The following is a 14,372-nucleotide window of genomic DNA, read 5'->3' as shown; positions in this document are numbered from 1 at the left end:
AGCCTATCTCAGGCGACGGGAAAGATGTACCTGTGGGCCCGTGGGAAAAACGTGTTTTAAGGAGATACGCGCATGGCAAAACCGTTGATGACCAAGGCGACCGCCGTGTGGCTGGTGGACAATACCACGATCAGCTTCAAGCAGATCGCCGATTTCGTTGGCATGCACGAGCTGGAGATCCAGGGCATTGCAGACGGCGATGTTGCTGCGGGTGTGAAAGGGTTCGACCCGGTCGCGAACAACCAGCTGACGCAGGATGAGATCGACAAGGCCGAAGCCAATCCGCTGCACAAGCTGAAGCTCAAGTTCAACCCGGCAGCCGCAGGCGAGGAAAAGCGCCGCGGCCCGCGCTACACTCCGCTGTCCAAGCGTCAGGATCGTCCGAACTCGATTCTGTGGTTGGTGAAATTCCACCCGGAGCTGTCCGATGGTCAGATCGCAAAGCTGGTGGGCACCACCAAGCCAACGATTCAGTCGATCCGCGAGCGGACACACTGGAACATCGCCAACATGCAGCCGATTGACCCTGTTGCCCTTGGGCTGTGCAAGCAGTCCGAATTGGACGCCGCTGTGCAGAAGGCCGCCGCCAAACGCGCTGCCGAGGGCGGCGTGATGAGCGATGATGAGCGCCGTAAACTTGTCTCTACCGAGCAATCTCTGGAAATGGATACAGAGCCCAAGATCCCGAGCGCGATCGAAGGTCTGGAAACCTTTACCCTGGGTGGTGGCTCCGACGAGAGCAGTGATGCCGAAGAACCTGTGCGCGATGCGGACAGTTTCTTCAACCTGCCTGCAGGCAACGATGACGATGAAGAAGACGAGGACGGGATTGATCCCCGCTTCTGAACTCGCGGCGTCGGTTCGAAATTATTGAGCCATGTCCGTTGGGCATGGCTCTTTTCTTTTTCTGCGTTCACCAAGCGTCTGCATAGCGGGGGCCGGGTGATGCAGGCCCGGCGCTGGCCAGAGCCCGATGCAGAACGTCCCGTGTTTTTGCAGGATCGATAACCGCGTCGAACTCCAGAAGGCTGGCTGCATTCAGGGCTTTGCCGCGCTCATAGAGCTCATCGACCAGCCGTTGATACTCCGCCTCCCGTTTCTGCGGATCGCTGATCGCGGCAAGATGGTCCCGATGGCCCAGCTTGACCGCGCCTTCCAAACCCATGGCACCGATCTCTCCGGTGGGCCAGGCACAGCAGAAATGCGGACGGTCTAGGCCACCACCGGCCATGGCCATGGCGCCCAGCCCATAGGCCTTGCGCAGGATCAGCGTCACCAGCGGCTGGCTGAAATGTGCTCCAGCCAGGAACAGCCGCGAGACATGCGCGACCTGACCGGTCTTCTCGACCTCGGGGCCAACCATGAAACCGGGCGTGCCACACAAGGTCACCACCGGCAGGCCCCAGGCATCGCAAAGCTGCAGGAACCGCGCGCCCTTGTCCCCGGCACTGGCATCGATTGCACCGCCAAGATGCAGCGGATTGTTGGCCGCGATGCCTATGGCGCGCCCGTGCAGGCGGGCAAAGCCGGTGATCATGCCGACGCCAAAGCCACGGCGCAGCTCCTGGAAACTGCCCGCGTCAACGATGCCATCGATCGCATGCCGCATGTCATAGGCGCGGGTTCTGTTCACAGGCACCATGCTGCGGAGCTCCGGGCGTATTGCGTTTTCGGGGGGAGGTGCATCTTTTGAAAGGGTCAACAGCTGCTTTGCGGCTGCGACCGCCTCTGCCTCATCCCCTGTCAGGAAATCGATCAGCCCGGTTTCAACCTGGATATCGCTCGGACCGATGTCCTTTGGTGCAACAGTTCCAAGGCCTCCGCCTTCGATCATCGCGGGGCCACCCATGCCGATCCAGCTGTTCTTGGTCGCAATGCGCAGATCGCAAACGCCAAAGAGGGCCGCGTTCCCGGCAAAGCAATAGCCCGCAACGATTCCGATCTTCGGTCCCTTGTAGGCCGCAAAATGGCGAAAGGAGGTGACATTGAGCCAGCCCGCCATGATCAGCGCCGCATCGCTGTCGTTGGGCCGACCTCCGCCGCCTTCGGCAAAGAGGACGATGGGCAGTTGGTCGCGGCCCGCGACCTCGATCAACCGGTCCATCTTGCGATGGTGGTTGAAGCCTTGGGTGCCCGCCAGCACCATATAGTCAACTGCCATGGCCGCCACCCTGCGCCCGGCCACCGTGCCGATGCCGCAGATGATACCGTCGCCCTGGGTGCGGGCCTGCAGGTCATCAAGGTCGCGCCTGCCGCGCTGGGCTGCGATGGCCAGTGCGCCGTATTCGGTAAAACTGCCCTGATCGAACAGATCCTCGATATTCTCGCGCGCCGTGCGATAGCCCTGAGCGTGCCTCTTGGCGACGGCCTCTGCGCGCGCCGCATCGTCGAGCAGGGCCATCCGTGCAGCATATTCCGCCATATCCGGTCGATCAGCCTCTTCGCAGGCCGCCGTTTCAACCGCAACTTCGGCAGGCTCAAGGGTGATCAAGGGGACGCCGCCCTGCAACTCATCGCCCGGTTTGACGTGCACCGCGCTGATGATACCCGGGTGCGGTGCGCGGATTTCGTGCCGCATCTTCATCAATTCGGTAGCCAGAAGAACCGCGCCCTCGGGCACCTTTTGTCCGGTTTCGACATGCACTTCTGCCACGATTGCGGCGCTTTCTGCCTTGATGACTGTCACCAGCCGTCCTCCCTTTGCTCCCCGGTGATCAGTCAATCGCCGGTGCAGGGATGCTGTCAATTCGGCCGTTGGGTCACTTGCGAAAGCGGCCTTTCATGACAGGACCGGCCGCCGATGGACTTCGGGGTTTTCTACCATGCCTCTTGTCGCTAGCGTGGCCGCAAACCCCGAGGGAGCAAATGCAATGAACCAATATGCAGGGATGAGCCAAGACCGTGCCGATGTCGGTGTGATCTGCGATTTGCGCAGTGATACCGTGACCAGACCGGATGAAGCCATGCGCCAGGCGATGGCCTCGGCCGAAGTGGGCGATGACGTCTATGGCGAAGACCCGCAGGTCAACCGGCTTGAGGCCACCCTGGCCGAGCGCCTTGGCAAAGAGGCAGGGTTGTTCCTTCCGACCGGCACCCAAAGCAACCTCGCGGCGCTTTTGGCCCATTGTGGACGCGGCGAGGAGATCATCACCGGACGCGACTATCATGTGTTCAAATATGAGGCAGCGGGCGCGTCTGTCCTTGGCGGCATTGCGCTGGACCCGCTGCCGGTGCAGCCCGGCGGGACGCTGAGCCCGGATGCCATCACATCTGCCGTGAAACCCGACGACTCCCACATGCCAGTGAGCCGCCTTCTGTCTCTGGAGAACACTCACAACGGGCAGGCCATTCCATTGGCCGATGTGCGCGCGATGACCGACGCCGGGCGGGCGGCAGGTCTGTCGCTACATCTGGACGGGGCACGGTTCTTCAATGCCGTCGGGGCGCTGGGATGCTCTGGGCCGCATCTTGCGGTGATGTTCGATACGCTGTCGATCTGCCTGTCCAAAGGGCTTGGTGCCCCGGTCGGCTCGGTTCTGGTTGGCCCTTCTGACCTCATCGCGCGTGCTCGGCGCTGGCGCAAGATGCTGGGCGGGGGCATGCGGCAGTCGGGTGTGCTCGCCGCGGCCGGACTTTGGGCGCTGGAACACAACGTGGACCGCCTTACAGAAGATCACGCCCGCGCCGAAGTCCTTGCCAAGGCCCTGCGCGCCCTTGGCGCCGGAGAGGTCGTCCAGTCCACCAATATGGTGTTCTTCACTCCGACCGAGGGCGGCAATGCGGCCCTGCAAGCGCATCTGGCCAAGGCGGGGGTTGTCATCGGGGCAGGGGAAAACGGGCCGATCCGGCTGGTCCTGCACAAGGATGTCAGAGATGAGGGTCTTTCAGCCGCTATCAAAGCCTTCGAAAGCTACTATAGCTGACCTGAGTGTCGCGGCTCGGTCAGCAGGCGGAGTGCCGGGAGCAGGGCAAAAAGGATCTGCCCTGCAAGTCCCAAGGCACCTTCAAGGGTTGTCCAGCGGGCAAAGAACTCGGCGCCAGATAGGCCCATGGCCGTAGTGGCCAGCAGGTATTCGACCAGCATCAGCAGCAGAAAGGCCCAGCCCCCCGTTCCAAGGCGCGCGTACAGCGTGGCAAGGCTGGGGCGTGCCTTGGTGATCCGCCCTGCGATCAGCCAGCTGAGCGTCAGGATCACTGGCAGTTCCAGCAGCAGCGCCCAGATCTCTTCCATGCGCGGTAGCAGGATAAGGATCCGGATGGTGCCAAGGACAAAGCCACAGGCGAAGACGCCTGCGAAATAGAGGGTCGCGGCAATCAGGACAGGGCGTGTCAGGGCCTTGGGCATGGGGTTTGCCTTTACGATAGCTCCTTGCGGGCCTTCAGGGCGGCGCTGATGGTGCCATCGTCAAGGTAATCCAGCTCTCCGCCAATGGGCACGCCCTGCGCCAGCGATGTGAGCCTGACCTGGCCATTCAGCTGATCGGCGATGTAATGGGCGGTGGTCTGCCCGTCGATGGTGGCGTTCAGGGCTAGGATCACCTCGCTGACGGACTCGCTGCCGACACGATCCACAAGGCGCGGAATGCGCAGGTCCTCGGGGCCTATGGCGTCTAGCGCTGAAAGCGTGCCGCCAAGGACGTGGTAACGGCCCTTGAAGACGCCCGCTCGCTCCATCGCCCAAAGGTCAGAGACGCTTTCGACGACGCAGAGCTCTCCGTTGGCGCGGGTCTCATCCTCGCAGATGTCGCAGATGTCCTTGGTGCCGACATTGCCGCAGTTCAGGCATTCGCGGGCGGTGGTGGCAACGCGGCTCATCGCGTCCGACAGGGGCGTCAGCAAGAGGCCCCGCTTGCGCACCAGATGCAGCACCGCGCGGCGGGCCGAGCGTGGCCCCATGCCGGGCAGTTTCGCCATCAGGTCGATCAGGTTTTCGATATCGCTGGTGGAGCGGTCTTGCATTCGGGTGCGGCCTTCGCGGTTTCAGCCCATATAGGCGCATCGCGCGGGGAAAAGGCAAGGGGAGGGGCGGTGGATGTTCGGCTTTTGTCTGCTGGTGGAAGGCAGGCATGGAAAAGGCGGCCGAAGCCGCCTTGCCTTTGTCCCAGGAAGCGACCCTCAGAACGGCAGCTTGATGTCCTTGGGCAGGCCCATGCTTTCGGTCAGCTTGGTCATCTCTTCCTGCGCCTTTTCAGCCGCCTTGGACTGGGCGTCCTTGATGGCAGCGAGGATCAGATCTTCGACCATTTCCTTGTCATCGCCATTGAAGATCGACGGGTCGATATCCAGCGCCTTGAGGTCACCCTTGGCCGAGGCGGTGGCTTTCACGAGGCCCGCGCCCGCTTCGCCGGTGACCATGACATTGTGCAGGTCTTCCTGCATCTGCGCCATTTTGGTTTGCAGTTCCTGAGCCGATTTCATCATCTTGGCCATATCGCCAAGACCGCCGAGGCCTTTGAGCATCTGTGTTCTCCTAAGTGCGGGGGCGCAGCGCGCCGTAAGTCATCACGGCACATATCGCAATTGCGAGCGCAATGAACAAGTGCGGCGGGCCGATGCAGCCTTCTTTGATGGCGTAATACCGCACATCGTCAACAATGGGGCCATAGGCGTCCAACGAAACGATCAACGCCAGGCCGCCCCACAAAAATCCGCTCAAGGCCTTCAGGAAGCGCGATCGCGATATCAGGGCAAAAATCGCCAGAGCGAAGAGGGCGATGGTGATCGGTAGTGTGGACAGACCTATCAACTCGTCCAGAGCCGTGGCAGGCCCAGATGCGGGATCCCAGGAGGGACGTTCTTTGTCGCAAACCTCTGCCCAAGCACTCGCCGGGCAAAATGCAGAAACGCCGATGAGAACGGATCCTATTCTTCTTCGAACGGATCCCATTCGTCCTCCACCTCGGGCAGGGCCTCCGCCTGCACCTCGGCAGCCAGTTCCTCGGCAGTGCGGATGCGGGTGATCTTGGCCTTGGGGAAGCTGTCCAATACCGCCTGCACCATCGGGTGTTCTGAGGCCTTTTCGCGCAGGGCGTTTTCGGCGGCATCGCGCACCTCGGCAATGGTCGGGGCTTCGCCATCGGGGGCGATGGTCACGACCCAGCGGTTGCCGGTCCAGTTCTGCAGGGCGGTGCCGAGGCGGGCCGCGAGATCATGAGGGGCATTGGCGTGTGGTGTGAACTCGATCCGGCCCGGCTGGTAGGAGACCAGGCGCACGCCGGTTTCCACCTCGACCAGCAATTTCACGTCGCGGTTGGTGCGGATCAGTTCCACCACGTGTTCGAAGCTTGGATAGCGGGTGAGGGCGCTTTGCGCGGCGGGAGCCAGCGCGGCGACCTGCCCCTGGCCATGCGACATGGTCATGCCGCCGGAGGGGCCTCCAGACGGTGCGCCTTGCGGCGGGGCCGAGGCCCCGCCTCCCCCGCTCGCCGCAGGCGCGCCCATGCTGTGCATGGGCATCCCTCCACCTCCACCGGGGGGCGGGGGCGGCATGTCTTGCAGCTTGCGGATCAGCTCTTCGGGGCTGGGCAGGTCGGCCACATGGGTGAGGCGGATGACTGCCATTTCTGCGGCCATCATTGCATTGGGTGCGGCGGCGACCTCTTCGAGCGCTTTCAATAGCATCTGCCACATGCGGGTCAGAACGCGCATCGGCAGGGCCTCGGCCATCTGCTGCCCACGGGCGCGCTCATCGGGGCTGATGGTCGGATCTTCCGCGGCATCGGGCGTGATTTTCACGACCGAGACCCAATGGGTGATCTCTGCCAGATCGCGCAGCACGGCGAGGGGATCTGCGCCTTCAGCATATTGCCCGCTGAGTTCGGTGAGTGCCGCAGCCGCATCGCCGCGCAGGATCATGTCCATCAGGTCCAAGACCCGCCCCCGGTCGGCAAGACCCAGCATGGCGCGGACCTGATCGGCGGTGGTCTCTCCCGCGCCATGGGAGATTGCCTGATCCAGCAGCGAGGTCGCATCGCGGGCCGAGCCTTCGGCGGCGCGGGTGATCAGCGCCAGCGCGTCCTCGGCAATTTCGGCGCCTTCGGAGGTGGCGATCTTGCGCAGGAGCGCGATCATCACCTCAGGCTCAATGCGGCGCAGATCAAAGCGCTGGCAGCGCGACAGCACCGTTACCGGCACCTTGCGGATCTCGGTGGTGGCGAAGATGAACTTCACATGCGCCGGGGGTTCCTCAAGTGTTTTCAGAAGCGCGTTGAAAGCGCTGGTCGACAGCATGTGAACTTCGTCGATGATGTAGATCTTGTAGCGAGCCGAGGCGGCGCGGTACTGGACCGAATCGATGATCTCGCGGATGTCACCGACGCCGGTGCGGCTGGCGGCGTCCATCTCCATCACGTCCACATGGCGCCCCTCCATGATCGCCTTGCAGTGTTCGCAAACACCGCAGGGCTCGGTTGTGGGGCCTCCAGTGCCGTCGGCTCCGATGCAGTTCATGCCCTTGGCGATGATCCGTGCCGTCGTGGTTTTCCCGGTGCCCCGGATCCCCGTCATGATAAAGGCCTGTGCGATGCGATTGGCCGCAAAGGCGTTCTTCAGCGTGCGCACCATGGCGTCCTGACCGACGAGATCTGCAAAGGTCTCGGGGCGGTACTTTCGGGCGAGAACTTGGTACTGCCCCTGATTGGCATCTGCTGGGCTGTCAGTCGGGACCGTGCCAGATCCGGTTGCGGGATCGAGGGTGGGAGTGTCGCTCATGCTGTCTCTTGCTGCTTGCGGCCAGGCCGTTTCGGGGCAGGCTACAGGGTAGGGAAGCAAGAGGAGTTCGTCCACCGCTGTTGACCCGTTGCGGCGCGAGGTGGCACAGTTTTTTTGTATGGTGGAGGGTGGCATGGAGGAGCAGCAATCCAGCCCGTCGACAGATCAAGCCAACCAGCCGTTCACGATATTTGCTGTTTCGGTAGCAAACGGCATTCTGGCAATCTGCCCCTTGCCGGGTGCGTCCGGCGACTACAAGGGGGATATGGAGCTGATCCACGACTGGCAACCGGGGCTTGTGATATCAATGACGACCGAGGCCGAGCATGTGGCCATCGGGGCGGCCTCGATTGGCGTTGATTTTCAAAGCATCGGGAGCCGCTGGGCGCATTTGCCGGTTGAGGACTTTGCAGTGCCGAAGGCCGAGGTGAACGCCGAATGGCCCGATGTCAGTGCTGTGGCACGGCATGCTTTGGAGGGGGGCGGACGCGTCTTGTTTCATTGCCGCGGGGGGTGTGGGCGCTCGGGAATGGCCGCGCTGCGTCTTATGATCGAATGCGGCGAGACAGCAGAAGGGGCTTTGAGCAGATTGCGTATGGCACGGCCCTGCGCGGTCGAGACCGAAGAGCAGCTCGCCTGGGCGCGCGCAGGGCAGCCCACAGATCTGGGTCCGCGAGCAAAACGATGACTTGAAAGGCAGCGGTCTGCCCGTCCTTGCCCCGAAAACGGGGCGGCCTTGCGCTCGGCCGGGCAGCGCCCAAGGCGCGCTGCGGGCGCCAGGATTTGCTGATGGCTGGGCCTGCTGAAGCGCCGACATCGTTGTTGTGCCCTAAACCCCGAACGCTGTAGGGCCGACGATCATGTTTCTGTGGATTTGGGGGCGTTCAGCGGAAGGGCTTGTCTGATCGCGCAAGGCAAGTGGCTGGGAAGCTGCCACAGGTTGGCATGTTCCGACGGGCCCAGAATGGCATCGGCAACGCGATTGAGGTCCATGCGATCTGTCCCCGGCCGGACATCGCAAAACAAGCGGATCTGGTCGTGAGGTGCGAATAAGCGGGCAGGGCACTGAAGATATCATCCATCGAGGATGCTATCGTCGGCCACTTCGAAATTTTTTTGGGATGCCGCACCGGCAGAGTGCACTGCTTGGGACAGGCAATTCAGCATCCGCCTTGGTGCGGGGCAGGCCTCGCCGCTGTGCTGGCGTATGGTAGAGGCAAGCTCGTGTGGATGTGCTGTCCAGATCATTGCACCCTCCGCCCTTGCGGCAGGACGGTTGACCGGGAGAGGGCATGGCGGGCAGTCTGCGCCGGATCGACGCGGCCTTGGGCCTGTCCTCTCACCCGCTGCGGACGTCCAGCTCGGTTTCGAGTTCTTTGATGGTAGGTCTCTTGACACGAGGGTTGTCGTTTTATCGGTCCTTCCCGGTCACGGCATGTGCTTTGACCAGTGAATCGTCCGAAGTCGCTCTCCACCTACAGTTGCGGGGGCAGTCGTGGAATTGATCAGGCCGCCGACGCGCCCCGACCACACCACGTTCCCTTTTTATTTCGAGACCCTTTTGAGGCGCGGGTAAACATCGGCTTTGTTGGTATCTGCCGTTCTGCCGGCTCGTTAATTCAGATATTTGAGTACTCGCGACTGTCCGCCGGATGAAAAGGCGCACAACGTCGAGGACCTTGCGTCGGCTATGCTTGCTTTACGGGGTCACAGACCAACAAGCCGACGGGACCACGGCGGAACCATCACACCTGTCGGGTGAGCTTTTCTTCGGTCATGCTGGCAAAGTCAGCGATGCGGGCGTTGAACTTTCGTTCCATGCTGCCGCGGGCAAGTTTGAAGGATTGCATCAACAGCCTGCCGGAAAGGGTCTTGGCTGAAACGCTGAGAGCGACGCTCAGCCGGGTGCGGTTGGGAGACAGTGCCACCAGGTCGATCTCGGTTTGACCCTTCAAGGCGTTGCTTTCCCCGTTCAAGACAAGACGCGTGACGGGTTCGTATGAGGAGAGCGTAATGCGAAGTTCCCGAGCTTTGCCTCTGAAAGTGAACTTGGCGTCCCAGGCCAACCCTTTCCCGGGCGCGTCGATATCCCCCAGGCGCTGCACTTCTACGCCGCGACGAAAGGCTGATCTTTCAAAGCTTTCAAAGTCGCAAAGAGCTTCGAACACCTCCGCGATCGGAGCCTCAATGTCGTGTTTGCTGTTGAAGTCCATAGCTTTGCTGCCTTTTGCCGGGGGTCTGTTGGTCCCGTTGTCCGTTAGGTTCGAGAATGCTTTGGAAAGCCCCGTTAGTCTAGAGTGTCTGCGAGCCAGTTCTGCAAAAGAAAATGTGCAATTGCGCCTTTTCGAGCCGGCTTCAATACGGGATGGTCTCCGGCGAAGGCCGTCATCATCTCTTGACGACTGACCCACATGGCATCTTCGATTTCGACCGGATCAACCTTGATATCGCGCGTCAGCGCAGTGCCTTTGCAGCCAAACATCAAGGACATGGGGAATGGCCAAGGTTGGCTGGACAGATACGATACGTCACCGACTTTGATCCCGACCTCCTCAAAAACCTCCCGCCGAACCGCGGCCTCCAGCGTTTCGCCAGGTTCGACGAAGCCGGCGAGCAGGGAGTACATCCCTTCAGGCCACCCCGGCGAGCGGCCCATCAACACCGCATCTCCTTGGGTTATGAGCATGATCACGACAGGATCAGTGCGTGGAAAGTGCCCGGCCTTGCATTTCGGGCAGGTGCGTTGCCAGCCACCTTGGGTGATGTCGCTGGGGTGTCCGCAACGGGCGCAGAATTGATGGGAGTCATGCCATGACAACAGCGCCCTGGACGTTGCTGCCATTTCCGCCTCTTTCGGGGCAAGGCGCGTCATCACCCGTCGCAACTCGGCGAAAACCTGGCCATCAGGCAGGTCGGGGTGCTGTTGTTCGCTGATGTCCGCAAAACTGGCCAGCGCCATCTCATCAAGGGCGTCGGGTTGCCAACTGCTGATGTCACAGGCGAAAACGGCGGCCTCATCGTGCATTTGCCCGAGAAATAGCCGGGTTCCTGCATAGCCTGCCAGGACCGGATGGTGGGATGAGGTCCAGGCGAGGCTTGAGGCCGCTTTCGTCTCGCCATCACGCTGACACAGGGGCTTGCCGCGCCACACCAAAAGAACCTTTGTCTCCTTGGCACTCCAGGCGGCTTCCATTGCTGCAACATCCGATCGCAGATGTGCGCAACGGTCCAGGCCTCCACCCCCAAAGGTAACCTCTTCGGCGCGTTTCATGTCAGTTTCCTTATTCTGCCCGTCTCCAAAGCCGCCACTTGGCCCCGCTGCGGCCATTGATGGCTGTAAACGCGGGCAATGACCAGACTGTCAGGGCGGGTGCGTCCCGATAGTTTTGCGGTAATAGACGGAGATTTGTCGGTAGCTGACCGGTTAGACGCTGGAAACTGGCGGAATACCGGCCTAATTTTCGTCATCTGCGCCACAATCGTTAACATCCTCATAAATGGTGACTTTGCAAATCGGTGAAAGGCTGATTCAACAGGGTAAACGTGACCGGCTCGGGGCACGACCAGGGGATGAACGGAGCAGGCCGTGCAAGTTGCAGGTGAAGACATATGACTGAAACGGAACGACTCCCGGCGCAGCGAAATGGGGTGCTGCGCCTGCTGGCGACGACCGATCTTCACAGCAACCTGCGAAGCCATGACTACTACGCGGACCGTTCGGACCCCAGCGTCGGGCTGTGTCGCACTGCATCCCTGATTGCCGAAGCCCGGGCGCAAGTGGCAGAGGTCGGCGGGGTTACACTGTTACTGGACAACGGGGATTCATTTCAGGGCGCACCGATCGGCGAGACATCGTTTGACACGCCGAGGGTGCCGCACCCTGTCATGCAGGCCTTCGAAGCGCTGGGATATGATGCAATCGGCCTTGGCAATCACGACTTCAACTTTGGTCTTGAAACGCTGGAGACGGTCCTTGAGCAGGCCCCTTGTCCAGTTGTGTGCTCGAACATGTTGTCGGTCGAGCCGGGGCGCAAGCTGCCTTTTGTCAGTAGTGTAATTCTGGAACGCGACATGAAGGCCTGTGAGGGTGTTCCGCCTTTGCGGGTGGGTGTTTTGTCTGTGCTGCCTCCGCAGACTGTCACTTGGGACGCACATCTCCTCAAAGGGCAGGTGACCGTGGCCGACATGGTTCAGACCGCGCGGGACAAGGCTTTGGAGTTGCGTGCGGGTGGCTGCGATATTGTCGTTGCGCTGGCTCATACGGGTGTCGGTGCACGCGACACTGTTCCGGGCATGGAAAACGCTTTGGTGCCGATTGTTGAGATCGATGAGATCGACGCGGTGATCGGGGGGCATACCCACAAGACTTTGCCACATGGCGAACATCCATTCGACAAGCCGGTTGTGATGGCGGGTGCACACGGCTCACATCTGGGTGAGATCGATCTGAACGTGGTTTTTGGGGCAAAGGGCTGGCAGGTAACGGACGGCGTCGCGCGTCTGCATCCGATCTGTGAGCGGCGGCAGGACGGAACACTCGTCTCGCTTGTCGAGGAAGCCCCTGAACTGGTCGGGATTCTGGAAACCGCGCACGAAGCAACGCGCGCGCGAATGCGTCAGCCCGTGGGCCACAGCGAAGTCCCTTTGCATTCCTTCTTCACTTTGTTCAGTCAGGATCTTGGTCTCAAGCTCGCGGCTGCGGCACAGGCCGCCGCTGTGAGGCCGCTGTTGCATGAAACTGCCGCCGGGGCGTTGCCCTTGTTGTCAGCCGCCGCGCCGGGGAAATTCGGTGGGCGATCCGGGCCGAGCCACTATACCGACATCCAGAGCGGGCCGCTTTGCATGCGCAATGTGGCAGATTTGCATATCTTCCCGAATGAGTTGCGGCTGGTGGTTGCCACTGGTGCACAGGTTCTGGATTGGCTTGAAATGTCGGCGGGCGTTTTTAACCAAATTGCCTCCAATTCTACGGAATGCGATCTGGTTGATCCGGAAAGAGCCGGACACAATTTCGACGTCCTGTTCGGGTTGAATTATGAAATCGACCTGTCGCAGCCCCCGAGGTTTTCAATTTCGGGCCAAAGGGTCATGCCGTCCGCAAGTCGCATTCGCAACGTTACGGTCGGTGGGCGCCCTATATCACCCACGCAGCAATTCGCGGTGGTGGCCAACAGCTACCGTGTGAGTGGCGGAGGCAACTTCCAGATGGTCAAGGAAGCGGCGAGCGTTCCGTTGCCGACAATCCGCATACGTGACGTGATACGGGATTATGTTGCCGGACGCCTTCCCGAGGATCCGTTGATGGAGCTGGATTATCCATGGCGGTTTTCTGGCCTTCAGGGCGCCAAGGTGGCGACCTATACCAGCCCCGATGCGGTCGATTACCTTGATGAGCTTCCAGATGGGTGCGCCCGCCGTGACGGGATCACCTCCACGGGTTTTTTGAAGCTGGTCTTGTCCCTGTAGCAGGAACGCCGCTGCAGGCGCGTTCGGCTGCAGGTGCTCTGCGGTCCGCAGGGGCTCATCGTGCGATTCACAGGAGCGCACTGCCCTTGTCATTGCCGCGACAGCCGCCTATATCGGGATTCGAGAGGTTGGCGCGGGCAAGCGCCTCGCCAACCTGGTCAGGTCCGGAAGGAAGCAGCCACAACGAGCCCCGCTTGGGTCGATGTCCAACCTCTCACCGTATCCCCCAATCCCCTGCAATTTATTATGCTTACGCGACTGACAGGCCGCACCTCCAGGCGTATGACGTCTCGGTTCAATACCGGCCATTGTCTGCCGGGTAGACACCCAGGATTTCAATGTTTGTCGTGAAATAGGCCAGCTCGTCCATGGCCAATTTTACGTTTGGATCCTCGGGATGGCCTTCGATATCGGCATAGAATTGGGTTGCGGTGAAGGAGCCGTCCACCATGTAGCTTTCCAGTTTTGTCATGTTGATGCCATTGGTCGCAAAACCGCCCATCGCCTTGTAAAGCGCGGCCGGAATGTTGCGCACCTGAAAGACGAAACTGGTGATCATCCCATGTGCCCCGCGGCGGCTATAGTCCGGTTCGCGCGACATGATCAGGAAGCGGGTCGTATTGTCTCCGTTGTCTTCGATATGACGGGCGATCACATCGAGACCGTAAATCTCCCCTGCCAGCTCACTTGCCAGTGCGGCCACGTGTTTGTCTCCGGCCTCGGCGACATCACGGGCGGCGCGGGCATTGTCTGGGCTGACGCGCCCAAGAATGTCATGTTTGCGCAGGAATTCTCCGCATTGCGGTAGAAGCACCAGATGCGATTTAGCCTCGCGGATATCCTCCAGCCGGGCGCCGGGCACGCCTAGAAGATTGATGTGCACCCGCACGAAGGCCTCTTCGACAATATGCAGGCCGCTGTGCGGCAAAAGGCGGTGAATGTCGGCCACACGGCCATAGGTCGAGTTTTCCACGGGCAGCATAGCCTCGTCGGCCTCGCCGCTTCTTACGGCTTCAATCGCATCCTCAAAGTTGCGGCAGGGCAGCACTTCCATACTGTGTCGCGCGTTGCGGCAGGCCTCGTGGCTGTAAGAGCCCAGTTCCCCCTGAATGGCAATTTTTCCGGACATAAGTGCGACTTTCCTGCAAATCTTGGATACTCGGGCGTTTCGTCGCGCTGTCTACACCTTGCTACTT

At 61.1% G+C, this 14,372-nt stretch carries 13 protein-coding genes, 1 other RNA gene and 1 riboswitch; of the genes, 5 read left to right on the top strand and 9 right to left on the bottom strand.

Going from position 1 to position 14,372, the window contains the following annotated elements:
- Nucleotides 1–72 precede the first annotated feature (72 nt).
- Nucleotides 73–846, top strand: coding sequence for a DUF1013 domain-containing protein (locus tag INS80_RS04110; RefSeq protein WP_192964408.1), 774 nt, complete (start codon nt 73–75; stop codon nt 844–846).
- A 67-nt stretch (nt 847–913) separates the two neighbouring features.
- Here INS80_RS04110 and INS80_RS04105 read toward each other — a convergent pair whose 3' ends face one another.
- Nucleotides 914–2,686 (bottom strand): carboxyl transferase domain-containing protein, encoded by a 1,773-nt coding sequence (locus tag INS80_RS04105; protein ID WP_192964407.1) that lies wholly within the window; start codon nt 2,684–2,686, stop codon nt 914–916.
- Nucleotides 2,687–2,870: 184 nt separating this feature from the next.
- Here INS80_RS04105 and ltaE point away from each other — a divergent pair, with 184 nt between their 5' ends.
- Complete coding sequence (gene ltaE / locus INS80_RS04100; RefSeq protein ID WP_192964406.1) at nt 2,871–3,923, top strand: low-specificity L-threonine aldolase; 1,053 nt, start codon at nt 2,871–2,873, stop codon at nt 3,921–3,923.
- Here ltaE and INS80_RS04095 read toward each other — a convergent pair.
- From INS80_RS04095 to INS80_RS04075, 5 genes are all read right to left on the bottom strand, one after another.
- Nucleotides 3,914–4,345, bottom strand: a complete 432-nt coding sequence (locus tag INS80_RS04095; protein ID WP_192964405.1) for a hypothetical protein — start codon at nt 4,343–4,345, stop codon at nt 3,914–3,916. The genes ltaE and INS80_RS04095 overlap by 10 nt on opposite strands.
- A gap of 11 nt (nt 4,346–4,356) precedes the next feature.
- Nucleotides 4,357–4,959 (bottom strand): recombination mediator RecR, encoded by a 603-nt coding sequence (gene recR, locus INS80_RS04090; protein WP_192964404.1) that lies wholly within the window; start codon nt 4,957–4,959, stop codon nt 4,357–4,359.
- Nucleotides 4,960–5,115: 156 nt separating this feature from the next.
- The gene (locus INS80_RS04085) at nt 5,116–5,460 is read right to left on the bottom strand and encodes a YbaB/EbfC family nucleoid-associated protein (RefSeq protein ID WP_192964403.1); all 345 of its coding nucleotides are present in this window, start codon (nt 5,458–5,460) and stop codon (nt 5,116–5,118) included.
- 10 nt (nt 5,461–5,470) lie between these two features.
- Entirely contained in the window at nt 5,471–5,656 is a 186-nt protein-coding gene (locus tag INS80_RS19265) for a hypothetical protein (protein ID WP_226892552.1), read from the bottom strand.
- 206 nt (nt 5,657–5,862) lie between these two features.
- Nucleotides 5,863–7,710: a DNA polymerase III subunit gamma/tau gene (locus INS80_RS04075; protein ID WP_192964401.1), complete on the bottom strand. Its 1,848-nt coding sequence runs from the start codon at nt 7,708–7,710 to the stop codon at nt 5,863–5,865.
- A 133-nt stretch (nt 7,711–7,843) separates the two neighbouring features.
- Between INS80_RS04075 and INS80_RS04070 the strand changes: the two genes are divergently transcribed.
- Nucleotides 7,844–8,398 carry a protein-tyrosine phosphatase family protein gene (locus INS80_RS04070; protein ID WP_192964400.1) on the top strand — a complete coding sequence of 185 codons (555 nt, stop codon included), beginning with the start codon at nt 7,844–7,846 and terminating at the stop codon, nt 8,396–8,398.
- A 676-nt stretch (nt 8,399–9,074) separates the two neighbouring features.
- Nucleotides 9,075–9,286: riboswitch (cobalamin riboswitch) on the bottom strand.
- Between the two features lie 169 nt (nt 9,287–9,455).
- Here INS80_RS04070 and INS80_RS04065 read toward each other — a convergent pair.
- Both INS80_RS04065 and nudC read right to left on the bottom strand, forming a co-directional pair.
- Nucleotides 9,456–9,923 carry an SRPBCC family protein gene (locus INS80_RS04065; protein ID WP_192964399.1) on the bottom strand — a complete coding sequence of 156 codons (468 nt, stop codon included), beginning with the start codon at nt 9,921–9,923 and terminating at the stop codon, nt 9,456–9,458.
- A gap of 74 nt (nt 9,924–9,997) precedes the next feature.
- Complete coding sequence (gene nudC / locus INS80_RS04060) at nt 9,998–10,981, bottom strand: NAD(+) diphosphatase (RefSeq protein ID WP_192964398.1); 984 nt, start codon at nt 10,979–10,981, stop codon at nt 9,998–10,000.
- Nucleotides 10,982–11,319: 338 nt separating this feature from the next.
- On the opposite strand from nudC, the gene INS80_RS04055 reads away from it, so the two are divergent.
- Nucleotides 11,320–13,176, top strand: a complete 1,857-nt coding sequence (locus tag INS80_RS04055; RefSeq protein ID WP_192964397.1) for a 5'-nucleotidase C-terminal domain-containing protein — start codon at nt 11,320–11,322, stop codon at nt 13,174–13,176.
- Between the two features lie 121 nt (nt 13,177–13,297).
- Nucleotides 13,298–13,396: signal recognition particle sRNA small type (gene ffs / locus INS80_RS04050), an RNA gene on the top strand.
- 75 nt (nt 13,397–13,471) lie between these two features.
- Here the strand turns inward: ffs and INS80_RS04045 are convergent.
- The gene (locus INS80_RS04045; RefSeq protein WP_192964396.1) at nt 13,472–14,305 is read right to left on the bottom strand and encodes a prephenate dehydratase; all 834 of its coding nucleotides are present in this window, start codon (nt 14,303–14,305) and stop codon (nt 13,472–13,474) included.
- Between the last annotated feature and the right edge of the window lie 67 nt (nt 14,306–14,372).

The sequence above is a fragment of the Phycobacter azelaicus genome, from assembly GCF_014884385.1.
Classification (GTDB): Bacteria; Pseudomonadota; Alphaproteobacteria; order Rhodobacterales; family Rhodobacteraceae; genus Phycobacter; species Phycobacter azelaicus.
Note: the sequence above shows the minus strand (reverse complement) of the source record. Positions and strands in the feature narration are given on the sequence as shown.